The 20,108-nt window shown below is 39.3% G+C and carries 11 protein-coding genes; all 11 read left to right on the top strand.

What is annotated here, in order from left to right; translation table 11 throughout:
• Positions 1–134: 134 nt before the first annotated feature.
• The 11 genes from BN8899_RS17260 (at position 135) to BN8899_RS17210 (ending at position 20,083) form a co-directional block, all read left to right on the top strand.
• Positions 135–3,629, top strand: a complete 3,495-nt coding sequence (locus BN8899_RS17260) for a SusC/RagA family TonB-linked outer membrane protein (RefSeq protein WP_187376941.1) — start codon at positions 135–137, stop codon at positions 3,627–3,629.
• Between the two features lie 19 nt (positions 3,630–3,648).
• The gene (locus BN8899_RS17255; RefSeq protein ID WP_222860561.1) at positions 3,649–5,202 is read left to right on the top strand and encodes a RagB/SusD family nutrient uptake outer membrane protein; all 1,554 of its coding nucleotides are present in this window, start codon (positions 3,649–3,651) and stop codon (positions 5,200–5,202) included.
• Positions 5,203–5,219: 17 nt separating this feature from the next.
• On the top strand, positions 5,220–6,191 hold the full coding sequence (locus BN8899_RS17250) for a hypothetical protein (RefSeq protein WP_018336293.1): 972 nt from the start codon (positions 5,220–5,222) through the stop codon (positions 6,189–6,191).
• Positions 6,192–6,285: 94 nt separating this feature from the next.
• On the top strand, positions 6,286–7,215 hold the full coding sequence (locus BN8899_RS17245) for an ABC transporter ATP-binding protein (protein ID WP_018336294.1): 930 nt from the start codon (positions 6,286–6,288) through the stop codon (positions 7,213–7,215).
• Between the two features lie 29 nt (positions 7,216–7,244).
• Entirely contained in the window at positions 7,245–9,554 is a 2,310-nt protein-coding gene (locus BN8899_RS17240; RefSeq protein ID WP_065220308.1) for a Gldg family protein, read from the top strand.
• 50 nt (positions 9,555–9,604) lie between these two features.
• Positions 9,605–10,528 carry an ABC transporter ATP-binding protein gene (locus BN8899_RS17235; RefSeq protein ID WP_018336295.1) on the top strand — a complete coding sequence of 308 codons (924 nt, stop codon included), beginning with the start codon at positions 9,605–9,607 and terminating at the stop codon, positions 10,526–10,528.
• A gap of 36 nt (positions 10,529–10,564) precedes the next feature.
• Complete coding sequence (locus tag BN8899_RS17230) at positions 10,565–12,913, top strand: ABC transporter permease subunit (protein ID WP_065220307.1); 2,349 nt, start codon at positions 10,565–10,567, stop codon at positions 12,911–12,913.
• Between the two features lie 139 nt (positions 12,914–13,052).
• Positions 13,053–14,390, top strand: a complete 1,338-nt coding sequence (locus tag BN8899_RS17225) for a MutS-related protein (protein WP_018336297.1) — start codon at positions 13,053–13,055, stop codon at positions 14,388–14,390.
• Positions 14,387–15,718 (top strand): MutS-related protein, encoded by a 1,332-nt coding sequence (locus BN8899_RS17220; RefSeq protein ID WP_018336298.1) that lies wholly within the window; start codon positions 14,387–14,389, stop codon positions 15,716–15,718. Before BN8899_RS17225 ends, BN8899_RS17220 begins: the two co-directional genes overlap by 4 nt.
• Before the next feature lie 19 nt (positions 15,719–15,737).
• Positions 15,738–16,118 (top strand): HsmA family protein, encoded by a 381-nt coding sequence (locus BN8899_RS17215; protein ID WP_026207219.1) that lies wholly within the window; start codon positions 15,738–15,740, stop codon positions 16,116–16,118.
• Between the two features lie 893 nt (positions 16,119–17,011).
• Positions 17,012–20,083 carry a golvesin C-terminal-like domain-containing protein gene (locus BN8899_RS17210; protein WP_148375509.1) on the top strand — a complete coding sequence of 1,024 codons (3,072 nt, stop codon included), beginning with the start codon at positions 17,012–17,014 and terminating at the stop codon, positions 20,081–20,083.
• Positions 20,084–20,108 lie beyond the last annotated feature (25 nt).

The following is a 20,108-nucleotide window of genomic DNA, read 5'->3' as shown; positions in this document are numbered from 1 at the left end:
TTTCCTAGGACTAGACTCCTGCTTCCCGTGTTTTATTTACTAATTTAATAGTCTTCAAATTTATGAAAAAAAACAGTATTAGGCAAACAATTCGGGTGCCGTTATTGTGTCGGCATCGAAAAATTTTGAATGTTATGAAATGGAATGTTTTATTTCTTTTCGTTTTCTGTATGAATTTGTCTGCGACGAGTTTTTCGCAGGATGTGAAAGTTTCACTTGATCTGGAACAGGTTAGCGTAAAAGAATTTTTAAAAACAGTTCAGCAACAGACTGGAATTAATTTCTTGTATAATGCTTATCTTGTTGAAGATGTAGAAAAAGTAAGTATACATGTGCAGGATAAGGAATTACGCTTGGTTTTACAGGACATTCTGTATCCCAAGGGATTGACGTTTGTTTATCAGGAAGGTACGGTAATTATCAAGAAGGCGGAAGAAGTAAAGAAGAGACCCGTGCAAAAGACCGTGGTCGGAATCGTGCAGGATGTAAAAAAGATTCCACTTGCGGGGGTAACCGTGAGATTAAAGGGAGTAAATATGGGTACATCCACGGATATTAACGGGCGTTATAAGATGTACATAACAGATACGCTCAATACAGTATTGGTATTTTCTTTTGTCGGCATGGAAACTAAAGAAGTTCGTTACCGGGGAAAAGATACGATTAACGTCACCTTGGAAGAAGACGTGAAAATCGTGGACGAAGTTGTGGTAACGGGATACCAAACTTTGAAAAAGCGTTCACAGGCGGGTTCTATCAGTGTCGTGAAAGCCGAGGATTTATTGTTGAATGGAACACAAACCTTGGAACAGGCACTACAGGGAAAGATTCCCGGTATGATGGTGATGAACCGAAGTGGCTTGACTGGTACTCGGCAGCGTATTCGTGTACGGGGTACTTCTACTTTGTTAGGTAATGCGGAACCGGTTTGGGTTGTAGATGGTGTAATCCAGACAGATCCGCTTCCTTTTGAGACGAATGATTTGAATAATATTGATTTGAATAGTCAGGATATGATCCGTACTTTCGTGGGTAGTGCTATTTCCTGGTTAAATCCAAATGATATTGAAACTATAACCGTTCTGAAAGATGCTGCTTCCACGGCTATTTACGGGACAAAGGCAGCCAACGGGGTCATTGTGATTACGACTAAAAAGGGAAAAATAGGACGTATGTCGGTAAGTTATTCCGGGAATTTTTCTTTGACTCCGAGAATGACGTATAGTAAGTTAGAATTGATGAATTCTAAACAACGTGTAGATGTTTCTCGGGAGGCGTATCAACGGGGATTATTATTAAGCGGTAATCAAGATTTTGGTTACACGGCTTTAGCAAAGGCTTACCGAAATAGGGAAATATCTTTGGAGAAGTTCCGTTCGGAGGCAGCCAAGTTGGAATCAAATAACACGGATTGGTTTGATATTTTGTTCCGAAATGCGTTTAGCCATAATCACAACGTGGGTATTTCGGGTGGAACGGAGCAAGCCACTTATCATGCTTCTTTCGGGTACTCGGAAACTAAAAATACAGCTATTGGTAATGATCAGGTGCAGTATACCGGAAACGTGAGTGTATCTGCTAATTTGTGGAAATCCGTGTCTTTGAGTACGAATTTGTCAGGTAGTGTGGGTAAAACGAAAGGTTTCGTGGGAACAGATCCTTTTGGGTATGCCTCTAAAATGAATCGGGCTATTCCTGCTTATAATGAGGATGGCAGTCGGTTCTTTTACAAGAGTGCTGACAACGGATATTTATTCAATGTCGAGAATGAATTGGAACATAGTGGTACTGAAAATACGGTAAGTACATTAAACGCCAATGTAAATTTGCGTTGGAGAATTACGGATGATATTTCTTTTAATACCTCAGTATCTTATAGTGCTTCTGAGACAAATGGTTCCTCCTGGTATTCGGAACGAACAAATTATATTGCTCAAAAGCGTGGATATGATTATGGCGCTTTTGAAGCAGGTTCCAAAGAATTCGAAAACTCAAAATTACCTAACGGGGGAGAATATAATAGCAGCCATAATAGTGCAACTTCTTGGAATTGGCGGAATTCATTGGATTGGATAAAAGTCTTGAATGGAGTTCACTCTTTTTCTGTGATGTTAGGACAAGAGATGTCAAGTACTCAAAACAACGGGTATAAATTGCAGTCGTACGGGTATATACCGGATAAAGGAAAGATTTTTGTAAATCTTCCAGCTTACACGCAGCATAATGCCGTAGATCCACCTGTAAACGATATGTATCGAACTACGCCCACATTAACCGAGTCAGAATCGAACACCTTATCTTATTATTTGACTTTGAGTTATATGTATGATAATCGTTACGCTTTTAATGCCAGTGTCAGGGGAGATGGAAATAATCGTTTCGGTCAAGATAAAAAGGAACGTTTTCTTCCAGTGTGGGCTTGTGGATTTCGATGGAATTTGGGGTATGAACCTTGGTTGCAGGGACAGAATATCCTAAGCGATATGAGTGTACGTGTTTCTTACGGGTACCAGGGGAACGTGGCAGAAAATGTAAGTCCGGACCTGATTGCAACCATCGTAGAAGATAAAGAGAATTATGACTATAAATTGGCATTGAAAGATTTGCCGGCACCGGATTTGAAATGGGAAAAGACTTCGAACTTGAATGTTGGGATCGACTGGAGTTTTTTTAGTAATAAAATTAGCGGTTCATTCGAATGGTATTGGAAGAAAACGACCGATTTGGTGACGGAATTGAAAGTTCCTTACGAGCATGGCGTGGATAGTCGCCCCGTGAATGGAGGTAAAATGACGAACACGGGATGGGATGCTAATGTTGGTTTTACTCCGGTACGTACGAAGAATTTTGTCCTTTCGATGGGATTGACTTTCTCTAGAGTAAATAATAAATTGAAATCTACAATTGAACCAAATAAAACCTGGAAAGAAGCTACCACCGGGAATCTAAATAAAGACGGCTATCCCGTTACCAGTTTTTGGGCATTTAAATTTACTGGATTAAATCCAGAGCATGGGGGACCGGAATTTGACACAGAAGGCATAGAAACAGAGGAAGGGTTGAAAGACGCCACGGTATATATGGCGTATGCAGGAAAAATGGAGCCGGATTTTACAACCGGATTAACATTTTCCATTCGTTATAAGACGTTTTCTTTATCTTCCGGTTTGTATTTGAGTCTAGGTAATCAACAGTTTATGGCTCCTCCAATGGACTCCTTTAGTTCAATCCCGAGTGAGTACGAGAATATGTCCACCGAGTGGTTGGATCGTTGGCGGAAACCCGGAGATGAGAAGTATACGAACGTCCCCTCTTTGCCGGACAAACGAACGAATGCTTTAAAGTGGCAAGCTCCTAGTACGGAACAAATGTATCCCTATGCAATGTATGCTTATTCCGATATTCGTGTTGTGGATGCTTGGTATATCCGTTGTGGTAGTATATCTTGTTCTTATACTATGCCAGAAAAGTTCTTACCCAATGGGTTACAGAATATGAGTTTCAGTTTTTCCCTTTCCAATCCCTTTCAGATTCGGAGTAAGGATTTCAAAGGACGGGATCCGGAAGTAGCATTGGGGGGACAACCTTTGCAACGTGCAATTTCTTTGGGTGTTAGTCTAAGTTTTTAAAAATGTAATGATGAAGAATATGAAAACTAAAATATTAATTCTATTCCTAAGCTGTGCTTTTGCGGGATGTGATGGTTTTCTGGAAGAACAGAGTCAGACAGAAGTTCGTCCTTCAACGATTTTTGATATGGAAAAATTACTGGAAGGTGAGGCTTATTGGACGGAAAGTGATGCCGTATTCACGGATGAAACGGAGATATTCACGGATGATAATATGTGTAATGTTGTTAGAGATAAAAATACTCAAATACAGAACTTAAAAGAACACGATAAATATAAATATATTTGGAGCAATACCATGTTTAATGATAATGGGGATGGATCCTCGGATATCGAGTTATGGCAAACTCCGTATAAATATATTAAGGGTGCCAATGTGATTTTAGATTATATTGATGATATGATTGTAGACGGGAAGGAAGGGGAAGTTCGTCGGGAACATCTTCGGGGAGAAGCCTTCGTGTTGAGGGGATTATATCATTTTTACTTGGTGAATTTTTTCGGATTGCCTTACAATTATGGTGATCCTACCCAAAATTTGGGAGTGCCTTTAAAAACCAATAGTGGAGTAACGACAGATGAATATCCGAAACGATCTTCTGTGGCAGAGTGTTACAAGCAGATAGAACAAGATTTGTTGGAGGGAACTCGGTTGATGTCTGCAAATCGGGACGAGGCTTCGACTAAAATAAAACGAATTGATTACTTGGTAGGAAACGCTTTATTGTCACGTATGTATCTTTATATGGAGAATTGGGATAAGACGATTGATTATGCGGATTCCGTACTAATAGCTCAACCTGATTTACTGATGTTTTCTGAAAACCCGAATGAATATATTTATTCCCAGTATGGAAATTGTGAAATATTATGGGCAATGCCTTCGACTTTTGCTGCAGATATTCCTTTGGTAAGTTCAAGAAGAACACAGTACCCTTATACGGCATCAAATGATCTTATAAATACGTTTAATGAAGATTTGGCGGTCGGAGAGATAGACCTTCGTGTAATGACACAAGATGAGGATAATCCGAATTACCCAGGATTTGATGGGCGTAATGTGACTTTCTTGCAGACTGGTGGAGAAACTCTTTATGGTGATAATTATACAAAACTTGGAGTTGTAGAATACTATGTGATATATAAAGGATATAAATGGACTGGAATGAGAACAGCCGAGTTGTATTTGAATCGGGCAGAAGCTTATATTCAAAAATATATTCGGGAAGGAAATACAAGTGATGCTCAGGCGGCACTAGATGATTTGAATCGTTTGAGACGTCATCGTTTGGATCCGAATGGGTTTACGGAAAAAATGCTCTCCGATTACTCGGACGGGTGGGCTTTGTTGGAATTTTGCTGGCGGGAACGTCGGCGGGAATTATGTGGAGAGGGGAATCATCGTTGGTTTGATTTAAGACGCCAGGGAATGCCCCAGATCACGCATATATATTTAGATAATACTGGTTTCCAATCGGAGTATGTACTGCAGAAAGAAGATTCTCGTTATGTATTACCAATACCACAGAATGTACTTGACCGGAATCCGGATTTGAAGCAAAATAAATATTAACTTAACAAGTACGAGAGATGAAAATAGTGAATTTAAAATATTTGTGGATCGTAAGTGCGATACTTTTGTGTACCGGGTGCTACAAAGAAGACGGGAAACTTTCTCCAAGTAATAATCCTGAGGATTTGCTTTCTATACCTCAAGGGACACATGATTATGACGATATAATTGTAGACTGGTATGAAAAATATGGTTTTACGGCATTGTATATCTTTGAAAATAAAGATATATACTGGAGTAATGAAACCTGGTTGGAGGGAGGAACTGGACAAATGGATTCTGAAATTATAACGGGAAATGAGATTGGAACACCGGGAGACCAGAAATACGTGGGGGAATGGTGTGATATGTTTGATCGGATTTTATTAAGTCATTATCCTGATAATTTTATTGCTAAAGCGATGCCTTTTCGGGTTTTTATTTGTTCAAAATTGTTGTATGCAGCCGTAGATCGCTATTCATGGACACCAGAAGAAGGATATAAATATACTTACGAGGAAATATTGACATATGAGGGATACGACAATATTGTAGTGAGTGGTGCCAGTGCTAAAATTCATTCATTAACCCAGGAAGAAAAGTTAACTCTTTCGCAAGGGGTAAATTCTTATTTATTGAGTAGGATTGCAGATAAAGAACTAATTGTTATCCCCGATGAATTTTTTGAAGTGAGTGTTTATGAAAATAAAAATTATTATGGAGTAAGATTGTTTGAGAACGGGTATTTGAATTATGAAGATATAAATGCTGTAAAATCGACGTTTAAAAAACAAGATTTAATCTCCTACTTCAAATTACTGGGTTATCCTTTGGAAGTGTTGGAGGGTGAACCAGAAGATTATGTGGATAGTTTTCTGCCCTCAGTGCAAGGATTGTTTAATCGCCCGGAAGGCATGAAATGCAAACAAAAATATGATATACTGGTGAAGGCGGTTAAAGATGCCGGGATAAAAATAGAAGATATACAAAATCCGTCTATACTAAATTAGTAAGTATTAAGATTGTAAAGTAGATGAAAGTATCACCCGGAAACGGATTTCGGGTGGTACTTTAAGAGAGTGTTGTATGTAAAATTAAGGTATTATGGAAAAATCGATTGTAAAAGTGGAACATGTATCGCATCGTTATAGTGTGCAATGGGCGGTGCGGGACATCAGTTTCGAGATCCCTCAACGGGGAATATATGGGTTACTGGGATCCAATGGAGCTGGTAAGTCAACGGTAATGAATATCATATGCGGGGTTATCAAGCAAACAGAAGGATGTGTATTTATCGACGGGAAAGATACCCGTTTAGATCCTATTGGTGCGAAGCTTCATATAGGTTTCTTACCACAGAAACCGCCCTTGTACGGGGACCTGACGGTCGAGGAGTATTTAAGCCATACAGCCGACATTCGTTGGGTTCCTGAACAAGATATTAAAACGGCAGTAAATGAAGTGTTGGATTTATGCGCTATTTCTCATTTTCGCAAACGTTTGATTAAGAATTTGTCCGGAGGGTATCAACAGCGCGTGGGAATAGCCCAAGCTATTATTCATAAACCGGATTTAGTTGTATTTGATGAACCGACAAATGGATTGGATCCAAACCAAATTGTGGAAATTCGTCACCTGATTCGGGATATTGCGGAAGAACGTACCGTGTTACTTTCCACTCATATTTTGCGAGAAGTGCAAGCCGTTTGCGATAATATATTGATGATCGAGCAAGGAAAATTAGTATTTATGGGGACGGTAGATGAATTTGACAACTATATCGTGCCAAACACTATTTACCTGACCATGAAAAATGCTCCGGCTATAGAGGTCTTGAAAGGTATTACTGGTTTAACGAGCGTGGAGAAATTGGAAAACGGAGCATTCCGTGCTCATTTCTCTGATTCCCAAGAGGCTATGGAGCAGATCGTGGAACAGAGTGCTGCCAATCAATGGCATTTGACAGAAATGAGATTGGAAAAAAGTTCTCTCGATACGATTTTTGCCGAGCTATCTAAAAAAGCACGGAGATAATAGTTGTTCATCTAAAAGTATATAGAATTATGAAAGTGATATATAAAATAGCGAAACGGGAATTGCAAATGCTTTTCTACTCACCGATAGCTTGGTTATTATTATTGTGTTTTGCCATTCAGACTGGGATTATTTTTTCCGAACTTTTCGGGAGTTTGGTGAGAGATGCTAATGAATATGGGCACGCCTGGAGAGCTTCCAAGACTCTGTTTGCTTTCGGAGATCAAGGTGAAGGGCTATGGATACAGGTACAAAGTTTCTTGTATTTTTATATTCCGTTGTTGACCATGGGAATGGTAAGTAAGGATTTAAGCAGCGGATCAATTAAATTGTTGTATTCTTCGCCTATTAGTAGTTTGCAGATCATTTTGGGTAAATATCTGTGTATGGTGTTTTATGCCTTGATATTGATGGCAATATTAAGCATTTATTTGATTATAGCTTGGTGCACGGTAGAGAATTTTGAGGAAGCATGGATTTTGACCGGATTCTTGGGTGTATTTTTACAAACTTGTACCTATATGGTGATAGGAATCTTTATGTCCAGTCTAACTTCTTACCAAATTATTGCAGCTGTCGGGACATTCTTGATTTTTATGTTGATGAGTATGGTCGGAGGGATGGGGCAGCAATACGATCTTGTACGAGATATTACTTATTGGTTGTGTATCAACGGGAGGTCTTCTACTTTCATCCAAGGTATGTTATGCAGTGAAGATTTGATTTATTTTCCAGTAGTAATTGCTATGTTTTTGGCATTGACCGTGATTCGTCTGAATGCTGTACGCCAGAAACAACGTTTTGTTATTACCGCGGGTAAAAATACGATTGTTATTGTTGTTGTTTGCGTGATAGCTTTTGTGTCCTCCCGTCCGTCATTGCTTGCTTACTATGATGCTACACATACAAAGTTAAATACGTTAACCCCCGTGAGTCAGGAGATTATTAAAAAAGTAGAGGGGGGAATGACAATTACTTCTTACGTGAATGTGTTGGATCGTGGTTATGTAGGGTATGCCTATCCACGTTTTATCATGGAAAATCAAGTTTTTTTCCGTAAGTACACGCGTTTTAAACCAGAGATAAAGTTGAAAACTGTATATTATTATGCGGAGCCGGACGATGATTTGCGGGCAGCCGATCCCACAGGAGAACAAGCTTGGGCGAAAGCAAGAAGAGTTTGTGAGATATACGATGTGGATAGTATGATGTTGAAAAACCAGAAAGAAATCGACCAAATAGTAGATTTGTCGGAGGAGGGATACACGTTTATTCGTCAGATTGTTCGGGAAAACGGACAAAAAGAGTGGTTGCGCGTATATGATTATGGTATGGGTAGACATCCTGGAGAAGCAGAAGTCACTGTTGCTTTCAAACGAATGATCATGACTTTGCCGAAAATCGGATATGTCTCCGGTCATCGTGAACGTGGAATGCAGGATGAGAGTTTGTTAAGTTATAATTTTATAATGAATAATAAAAAGGTGCAATCATCTGTGTGGAATCAGGGATATGATGTGGAAGAAATCACTTTAGATAAAACGGTGCCGGAAGATATTAGTTTGATCTTGATTGCCGACCCCAGGGATCCGTTAACATTGGATGAAGAAGCTGTGTTGCAGGCATATTTGAATCGGGGAGGAAGTTTGTTTATGTTAGGGGAACCTCGTCACCGGGATGCCTTGAATCCTACGTTACGAAGGATGTTCGGTTTGGAATTGACCCCGATGTTGGTGCAACCGGATTCTGCATTTAAAAAAGTGTTGCCCGATATTATAGCCCCGCTTCCGACAAAAGTTGCAGAAGAAAAAATGTATGAGTTAAAAAAGATATGGATGTTCAGTATGCCAACTGCTTCCGGGGTGGAACAAATCGAGGATAAGGGTTTTGAAATTTTTCCGATAGCGCAAGTGGATACCACGAAATCTCTTTGCTGGACGGAATTGGAAACGACAGATTTTATTGACGATACGGTTAAATTAAATCCGGTTATCGGAGAGGTCGCCAAAAAATACTCTACGGCTATTGGATTATCCAAAAAGGTCGGGGATAAAGAACAACGAATAGTGATTGTCGGAGATGCGGATGTACTTTCGAATGATGCGTTTATCACGAATTATGGCATTGGAGGATTGAATAATCTTTTATTACTGGGAAGCTGTCATTGGTTGTCTTATGGCGAGGTTCCTATCGACGTGAGACGTCCGGATACGACAGATAACAATGTCCATATGACAGTACCAACCTTTGCGGTGGTATCGTGGATATTACGGGTGGGCATACCGTTTGTGTTGTTCGTGTTGTACCTGTTCTTGTGGTTGAGGAGAAGAGGGCGGTAAAAGTTAAAAATTAAAAGCTGAAAGTTGATAAGCTATAAAGATATTTTGATATGAATAAATCAATTGTAAAAGTAGAACATTTGTCACATCGTTATAGTGTGCAATGGGCAGTAAGTGACATTAGTTTCGAGATTCCTTGTAAAGGAATATATGGATTGCTTGGTTCTAACGGGGCTGGTAAGTCGACCGTGATGAATATTTTGTGTGGAGTTTTGAAACAGACTCAAGGGAATGCGTTTATTAATGGAATTAATACCAAAGAGAATACTATAGAAGCAAAAAAGTTTATTGGTTTTTTGCCTCAAAAGCCTCCATTGTATAATGATTTGACGGTAGAGGAATATCTGTCCTACACGGCAGAGTTGAGACACATGCCGGATAACGAAATTGCGGCAGCCGTAGGTGAAGTATTGGAATTATGTGCTATATCTCATTTCCGTAAACGTTTGGTGAAGAATCTGTCAGGAGGTTATCAACAACGTGTGGGAATAGCGCAGGCTATTATTCATAAACCACAATTAGTGGTATTCGACGAACCCACGAACGGGTTGGATCCGAATCAAATTATTGAGATCCGGGAATTAATTCGGGGTATAGCCAAAGAACGTACTGTGATACTTTCAACACACATTCTGTCGGAAGTTCAGGCTATCTGTGATCATATTTTGATGATAGAACAAGGAAAATTGGTTTTCTCCGGTACCGTGGAAGAGTTTGATAATTATATCGTGCCGAATACGATTTATGTATCATTAGCAGATGCGCCTTCCGTGGACGTGTTAAGCCAAGTAGAGGGTATAACTCAAGTGGAAGAACTTGGGGGACCCAACTTCCGGATTCATTTTACTGATGTTGATTTAGCCATGGATCGGTTGGTGGAACAAAGTGCTGTCAATCACTGGAAGATGGTTGAAATTCGGTTGGAAAAAAGTTCTTTGGATACCATATTTGCCGAGTTGTCCAAGAAGAAATAGGCAAATAGAAAGATTAATCACTAAAAAGAGGAAACAATGAAAATGATATTAAAAATAGCGAAAAAAGAATTGCAATTGCTGTTCTATTCGCCAGTAGCCTGGTTCTTGTTGGTCGTTTTTGCCTTGCAGGCAGCAATGTTGTTTACTGGAAAATACGAGTATTTTCTGAAAAATAATGAATATGGAGACGGATTTCAATTCATGGCTTCTGCCAGTTTATTCATCCGTGGGTTATGGGGGTACGTGTTGGGATATTTGTATTATTATATTCCGTTGTTGACGATGGGATTAGTCAGCCGGGAGTTAAGTACGGGTTCAATTAAGTTATTATACTCTTCGCCGCTAACAAATGCGCAAATCATCTTGGGAAAATTCTTTTCGATGGTGATCTATGCAGCAATGATGTGTGCTATTTTATTATTTTACGTGATTGTTGCCTGGAGCACGGTACAAGATTTTGAATGGGCTGCGATATTGACCGGTTTGTTAGGAATATTTCTAGTAACTTGTACTTATGCTGCTGTCGGGATTTTTGTTTCCAGTTTAACTTCGTATCAGTTTGTGGCAGCTGTTGGTACCTTTCTCGTGTTGATGTTCTTGAGTATGATAGGTGGATGGTGGCAAGAGTATGATATTGTTCGCGACGTGACTTACTGGTTGAGTATCAATGGACGAGCCTCTACTTTCGTTATGGGAATGATCTGTTCGGAAGACTTGCTTTATTTCCCTATCGTGACAGCCTTGTTCTTGGCTTTGACCATTATTCGTTTGGTGGCAATCCGGCAGAAAGTAAAATTCTCGGTTACTTTGGGCAGAAATTTGGGGGTAATTCTATTGGCTTGTACTTTAGGTTATTTATCTTCCCGTCCGAAATTAATGGCTTATTATGATGCAACTTCCACGAAGTGGAACACGCTGACTCAATCCAGCCAAGATGTAATAGCTAAAATGGATGGAGGGGTAACGGTTACCGCTTATGCCAATATTATGAGCCCCATGTACGGTTATTTCGCTTATCCTAACTTTATCCAATACAATAGAGAATTGTTTAAAATGTACGAACGCTTTAAACCGGAAATGAAATTGAAAATTGTATATTACTACGATTCAATAACTCCAGCTGAAGGAGAAAGTGCATACAAAGGATATCAGGCTATTTTGAAGAAAAGCCCGGGTAAAACTCTTTGGGAGTTAGCGAAAGAGAAATGTGAGGGATGGAATATCGACAGTAATAAGGTGAAAAGTCCGGATGAAATTCGAAAAATAATTGATTTGACTGGAGAAAAGAGTTTTGCTTGGCATATCGAGCGGGAATCCGGAGAAAGTACCTTTTTGAGATTATATGGTCTGGATCCTCAGACTCCTTTCCCGAGCGAGGCTGAAATGACTGCGGCATTTAAGCGCCTAACAATGAAATTGCCCAAGGTAGGATTTGTCACGGGGTACGGAATGCGTTCCATTCGAGATTTTACACCCCGCGGGTACAGTACGATTGCGGGAGAAAAGAATTTCCGTCACTCGTTATTAAATCAAGGGTTTGATGCAGCAGAAATTGATTTGCATCAGGAAGTTCCGGCTGACATTGATATTTTAACAATAGCAGACGTGAGAAGACCTCTCGATCCGGAAGAAGAGCGTTCTTTGGAAAATTACGTGAAGCGAGGCGGTAATGTGTATATACTTGGGGAACCGCGAAGGAGAGAAACGATGAATCCGTTCCTGTCTAAAATATTTGGAGTTGAGCTTTCGGAAGGAACTTTGGTACAATACCGTTGGGAGTGGTTGCAACCGGATGCGTTATATAGTTTGGTAACAGAGGAAGCTAAAAATGAAACTTTTTATTACGGGTTGGCGTGGTACGTGATGATGCCGACTACTGCCGGTTTGGAAAAAGTGGCTGACCGTGGATTTAAAGTCATGCCCTTGTTGAAGAGTGACACGCTGGTGCAGGAGCTCGAAAAGAAAGAACCAAGACCTTATACAGTGTGGAACGAAATGGAATCTTTGGATTACCAAGATGATCCGTTAACATATAATCCGGCTGCCGGAGAGGTTGCTAAAGAATACTACCCGGCACTGATGCTGACACGAGATGTGAATGGTAAAGAACAGAGAATCGTGCTCACGGGTGATGCAGACTGTATTTCAAACGGAGAGCTGGAACAATCTCGTTCGGCAACAAACTTCGTGATGATATTGGGAACCTACCATTATCTGTCTTACAACGAGATGCCGGTAGATGTACGAAGAAGTCCGTCAACGGATACACTGGTACATATTAATCGTACCGGATTTAATATTCTTTATACTGGATTTATGATTATATTGCCTCTATTTCTTTTCGGAACCGGTCTATTCTTATGGCTAAAAAGAAGAAGGGGATAGATAAGAAAGTTCGAAGTTAAAATAAAAGTTTAGGCTTAAAAGCTGGTTGTAGAAAGGTTTTTGGGAAGAGCAATGAAATGATTTATTCATCGAATTGTTCTTCCTGAGATCAATTGTTATCATTAAAATAAAGTGAAAGATGAGTTTTAAGATAGATAAACAAACGCTGAACGACTTGGCTGTATTTAGTTCGGGCAGGAGTAAATCGGTATACGAGATATTCAACCGGACGCATACCCGGGGTGGGGGACGTTTACTGGAGGAAATGTTCCAGTATCCGCTTTCGGAAGTCGAAGCAATCACGAGTCGTAGCGAAGCTATTTGCTATTATATGAATAGTGATATGGTTTTTCCTTTCCGGGGAGCGATTTTTGATGCCATTGAATTTTATTTAGGCAACACGGATACGCGTAGTCAATTGATGGCTCAGGATAACACGTTAGGACGAAAGGTGAAAAATTTGGTCGGGTCCGATACCGATTATACTTGGATACACAATGGTATTGTCGGATGTCTGGAATTACTAAACACATTGGATGATTTCTTGAAAAAATCAATAAACACGGACAGCAAGGAAATTATGGAATCCTCCGCCAGTTTAAAACAACTACTGGAAAATGAGAAATGGGCTTGGTACGTAAACGAGAAAGGAAAAAAGAAAGTCTATTACGAGCAAGCGGTGACTTATGATCGGGTATTTCGTTTCGAGGAACGGGATAAAATTTACAAAATATTGTATTACATCTATTTAATAGATGTGTATATCACTGTGGCACAAGTTGCTAAAACAAATCATTTCACGTATGCCCGGGCGTATCCGGCGGAGAAGAATATTTTGGAAATTAAAGGAGCTTTTCATCCGTTTTTGAAGAAACCCGTGGGGAACGACATTGAGGTCAACGAGAATAGTAACGTGATTTTTTTGACGGGAGCCAACATGGCAGGTAAATCTACTTTCATGAAATCTTTTGCTATTTCGATCTTCCTGGCTCACGTGGGATTTCCCGTTCCGGCAGAAGCTATGGAATTTTCTGTTCGTAACGGGATGTTCACGACAATTAATCTTCCCGATAACTTGAGTATGGGATATAGCCACTTCTACGCGGAAGTGTTGCGTGTAAAAAAAGTTGCGCAACAAGTACGGCAAACACCTAACCTGATTATCATCTTTGATGAATTATTCCGGGGAACGAACGTAAAGGATGCGTATGATGCGACTTTAGCTGTTACCGAAGCATTCTCGGAAATACGAAATTGTACTTTTATGATTTCTACTCATATTATCGAAGTGGGGCAGGTCCTGAAGGAACGTTGCTCGAATATTAAATTTGTTTATTTGCCAACGGTCATGGAGGGAAGCACGCCTGTGTACACGTATAAATTGAAAGAAGGTATCACGAATGACCGACACGGTATGATTATTATTAATAACGAGAAGATCATCGAAATTATTAACGGGGAAGGAGGTATGCGATGAGTTTTGAAACAGACAAGCAAACCTTGGATGACTTGAACATTTTGGGAAAATACAAGAACGATTCTGTTTACAGTATTTTCGGGGGAATTGTGACCCGGGGTGGAGAACGTATGTTGGAGAATATGTTTACCCACCCGCTGAAAGATGCAGAGGCTATTAATAGACGGGTGTCTATATTTCGTTATTTCAAAGATTGTAAACTGAAATTCCCGGGAACTCCTGAGGAATATGACATCGTGGAACAATATATCGGCGGAGCTAGTGGAAAACACTGGATATTTAATCTCATGTTATTGGGACAGATGAAATTCATGGAAATAATAGGACATGATCCTCGTTATAAATTATGGCAGGAACAAGTGCGGGCAACCATTCTCTTTTTAGAAAAAGCAAAACAATATTTGCGGGAACTCGTGAAGGGTATGAGTGGTAATCCTTTGGAAGAAAGGATAAAGGAGGGAATTTCGCTATTAGATAATAAATTATTGAATCATCTTTTGGAGCATGGGGATCGGAAATTGAGTATGGATAAAATGTTCCAGTTTGACCGATTGCTTCGTTGCCAGTTAAACAAAGAATTATTGAAACTGTTGAATCTGTTTCACGAGTTGGATCTATGTACAGTTGTCGGGCGTATCGCAAGTGAACGGAATTTTTGTTTTCCCGTGGCTTGCCGGGAGAATGAAATTTCGATGAAGCTAGTAGGTGTACGTCATCCTGCAATCATGGGCGCTATATCTAATGACATGGAAATCACTAAAAGTAAAAATATATTTTTCCTGACGGGAGCTAATATGGCTGGTAAATCTACTTTAATGAAGTCTTTCGGCATAGCTGTCTATATGGCTCACATGGGTTTCCCTGTGGCTGCAAAAGAGATGGAATTTACCGTTCAGGATGGAATGTACACTTCAATCAATGTGCCGGATAACATAAATTTGGGATACAGTCACTTTTACGCGGAAGTCCTACGAGTGAAGAAGGTTGCCGAAGAAGTAAGTAAATCTAAACGTTTGGTCGTGATCTTCGATGAATTGTTCAAGGGAACAAACGTGAAAGATGCTTACGATGCAACTCTGGCAGTCACGGAAGCATTGGCGAAACGGAGAGCCTGTTCTTTCTTGATTTCTACGCATATCATAGAGGTGGGGCAGGATTTAGGCAGAGATTGCGACAATGTCACTTTCGCTTACCTGCCCACGGTGATGGAAGGTAAGGTTCCGACATATACTTACAAATTGCGAGAAGGTATCACGAGTGATAAACATGGTATGATCATTATCAACAATGAACGTATTATTGATATTATCCGTGGTAAGATTAGTTAAATCATAAGTTTTGATAGTTATGGAAATGACATCTTTTTTAAATGTGGCGATTATAAGCATGACGTTAGCTCTCGCTTTCTACTCTTTAGGGACTTGGGCGGAACGGGTACAAGGTATTTTGAAACCTTGGCATATCGTGTGTTTTTTGTTAGGATTGTCTGCTGATTCGTATGGGACTGCCGTGATGGCAGATATTGCCGGGAATAAAATGGATATATTGCATGGCAGTACGGGTATGTTGGCTTTGATTCTAATGGCTATTCATGCCATATGGGCTATTGTAACCTATTGGAAAGGTAGTCCGAAAGCTAAACAAAATTTCAGTAAGTTCAGTGTTTTCGTTTGGGCATTTTGGCTGATCCCTTATATTTTAGGTATAGTCTTGGGAATGTCCCATTGAAAATAATAACTTTAATATGCTCAATACACGACAAAGGGGCTGTCTAACAATAAAAAGTTTGCAGCCTCTTTTTTTCATATTCTTTTCTTTTTTTCAAGATAAAACTTGCTTATGCTGCCATCAATAATCTTTTCTTCGAATATTTGGTGTTTATTTGATAATAAGTAGCAGATTTTAGCGCATTTTTCCGCATAAAGTGTCGTTCCTGCGTTCTAACTGTAAGTTTTTTGATATTATGTGCAATCGCTTTCAACCCGAAGTCGATACAGACTCCGGTGTTTCCCTTTAATCTGAACCTTGTTGGACAGTCCCATTTCTTTTATCAAAATATTTTGTTGGAAAATAGAATTATACTATTTTTGTTAAAATAATCATTAAAATATAGACTTATGAAAAAGATAAAGTTATTTTTCTAGCTCAACCGGCATTCAATTTACCTGCAAGTATAGGGGATAAAGTAACCTTTTATTTAAAGGTTGATATTTTACGATCATATCCTACGACACAAGGAACTTTTCATTTGAAGGTTCGAGATGGATATCATAATGAAGTTGCAGATGCGAAATTTCTTATAAGAGTAGTTTAAATAAATAAGTATGAATTTATATTATTGGGGCTTATTCATACGTTTTACGTGTAAGATATTATTAAGAAGCAAAGCATTATGGGGATGTGCTTTGCTTGTTTTTTGTTGTGTCAATTTTTTCCAAATATATTTTCAAAGTGATTTTGCATCAGATCCTTTTTCTGTTGATTTTACCGAGGTATTGAGAAATTATACATTTCCGGAATTAATGCCATATATGAATGTTTATTTGCTTTCGGTATTGTTGGTCATGGTACTTCTATTCTTTTCGGTTTCATTTTTGTGTAAAGGGGCAAAAAAAGGAACGATGGAAGTTATTGGTTTTCGTGCCGAAAGTAACATGGAATACGTTTGGGGTACAACATTCGGTTTCTTGTTGGTTTTTGGGGGTATAGGATTGGTTTGTTTATTAGGGGGATGTTTTATTCATTTATTATGGGGGCAGGCTCCGTTTATGATTGGATATTACCTTTTTTATTATTTCTCGTTGTTTATTCCTGCCTTGTTGTGTTGGTTGGGGATTTCGTTTTGTGTCACGTTACTTTCTCGAGAACGGGGAAGTTGTGTTTTCTTTTTGTTGGTCCTTTATTTCGTGAGCATTTTATATATGGCAAATTGCCGGTGGGGTGTTTTTGATATTTTAGGAATAGAACTACCCAATATGTTTTCTCAAGCGACGGGACATTCAAACTTGAAGTTATATCTGTTGCAGAGAGGGTGTTGGATGTTATTGGGAATCGGTTTATTGCAAAGTGCCGTTCTATTATTCGGGCGAATCCCGAATAACCCCGTGAAGGCGGGACGAGGTATTATAGCGTGTTTATTCTTGGGATGCGGATGCTTTTTAGGGGTGTTTTTTTATCAAAAGAATCAGGACGTGGAAACCAAGAGGCAAGTATATGCTGAAATATATGCTAAATTTGATGCTCTTCCCAAAGTAACAATAATTTCCCATGATATAACTTTCCAAAGGGAAAGCGACCTCATGAAAGCGACCTCTGAAATCACATTGCAAAACAGGAATAACGCTTCTCTGAGTGAAGTGATTTTTTATTTAAATCCGGCGTTGGGGATCGAATCAATAATATGGAATGGAGAAAAAGTAAGTTATGAAAGAGAATGCCAAGTTGTACAGATAAAAAAAAGAATGAGACCGGATGAAACCATTCGTGTAAATATAAATTACTCGGGGAAGATTGATGAAAATGTTTGCTATTTGGATATTCCAGATTCTCGCATACAAGATGTAGAAAAGTATATTACTTGTCCCGTGGGAAAACGGTATGCTTTTTTAGAAAATGATTATACCTTGTTGCTACCGGAGGTTTTATGGTATCCGGTGACAGTACCTCCCTTGAATACGGTTAAGGAAACTCGCATTTCCAAGAATTTTACTCGTTATTCGTTGAAAGTTTTGGGCGAATCGGATAAAGTGGTTATATCGCAAGGAGAACGTATTCTTGGTGACGGTTATATTTTTTTCCGAAATAGTTGTCCATTAACGGGCATTTCTATTTGTATCGGTGATTATGACGTACGTTCTGTTCAGGTTGACTCCGTTCTTTACGAGTTATATTTGTTGAACGGGAAATTTATTCCTCGAACAAGTGATATCCGGAAACCATACGGGACGGTGATGCCTGAGTTTTTGAGCGAGGTAAAGACTATTGGAGAAGAACGAGTGGGAGGGAAGTACCCGTATCGTCACTTTAGAATGGTTGAATCTCCCGTGACATTCACCTCTTACTACAGAATGCACAAATACGGATCTGAATTTGTACAGCCTGAAATTGTTTTTTTTGAGGAACGTGGCAGAAGTATTCTTGAACGAGATAGAATATTTCATTTTCCTGAAGCTTTACGCGGTTGTTTTGAAGCATGCTTATTTAGTGAGGGGCAAAATGAGGATATTTTTACCTGGAAACGGTTGTTCGACCATCGCATGAATGCTTTTGCTTTCATGTTTAAGAATATTCATGTAGAGCCTAATCATCACGGTATATTTCCCATGTTTTATTGGCAAGTTGCAGATATACATTCCGGCGATTACCCTGAATTGGAAATGCTTTTTTTTGAATTGATAAGACATCTTAATTATATTCCAGAAAGACAAATCGTTGTACGTGGGAATACGGGAGTTGGGAGAGAGGTGCAAGATTACTTGCAAAAGAATAGCCTGGAGGATGCTTTTGTTGATAAAGCGATAGATACTAAATTATTTACACAAGTATTGGAGGTGAAAATCGATGAGTTGTTGAGGAGCATTATTGATAAAGGGGTGACTAAGGAACAATTGAAAACATTTATTTTTTCCTTCATGGAGGAGCATCGTTTCAGTAGATTGACATATGAAGATATTTGCCAAGCTTTTCAGGAGAAATTTGGAATAGATTTTTCGTGTATTTTATCCAATGGATATCGAAATGTTGGACTTCCGGTTTATACCGTGGAAGATTTCAACGTCAGGAGGATCGAGGAAGAGGATAGAAGGCAAGCTCCTTTGGCACATGTGCGTTTTAGGGTATTTAATTATAGCGATGTTGACGGAATGGTGAATCTTCAATCGTCCAATATTCCTTTTGTTTCTGGATCGACTCGGATGAGCGCTTATGAGACAAAACCGGTGGATATTTGTTTTAAAATTCCGGCTAAAACAGGAAAAGATGTATCACTCCTTTTACCCGATAGCCCGCACTATTATGCCTTAGACTTAAATGCTTGTGGCAATATGCCTAATTGTATTGGAACGGAATTGATGGATATAGCAGGGGAATGCGATACCTTGCAATATGTGCGAGAATTTGATGTTGCGAATACCCCGATAGATACGAACGAAATTATTGTTGATAATGAAGATCCCGGTTTTCTAGTGGTCAACTCTGGTAATTATTCCCGTTTCTTCTCGAAAAAAGAACAAGGTGTTGTCAATAAATACGAAAATATGAAAAGTTGCTTAATTCCTGATGACTATTGGCGATTTTTTATTGACCATAATGCTTTCGGAAAATTTGTGAGGAGTGCAGTTATTCGACGTGCTGGTAAAGGAGGAACTCACGTGGAGTGGAATGTTGATCTGAAACGAGAGGGACGATACGAGGTATTTGCGCATCTTCCTAAATTTATTTATTCTGGTGTTTTTACTAAAAATCAAAATCCGGATGTAACATTCCTACCATTCAATTATGTTATTTCTTCCACACGTGGAGAAGCTCAGGTAGTTGTTCAGGCAAAGCAAGAAAATAGTTGGGTTTCTCTTGGAATTTACGATTACACGCCCGGGCATTATTGTGTAAAATTAAGTGATAAGGGGGAACCTGGTTATTCTATTGTAGCAGATGCCGTGAAATGGGTATATGTTGGGCAGAGAGAAACAAAATAGCCGAAGAAGTCATTACTAACACTCC

Origin of the sequence: Butyricimonas sp. Marseille-P2440, from assembly GCF_900091675.1 — a bacterium.
GTDB lineage: Bacteria > Bacteroidota > Bacteroidia > Bacteroidales > Marinifilaceae > Butyricimonas > Butyricimonas synergistica.
The sequence above is the reverse complement of the archived record's forward strand: the minus strand, read 5'-3'. Positions and strand labels throughout refer to the sequence as shown.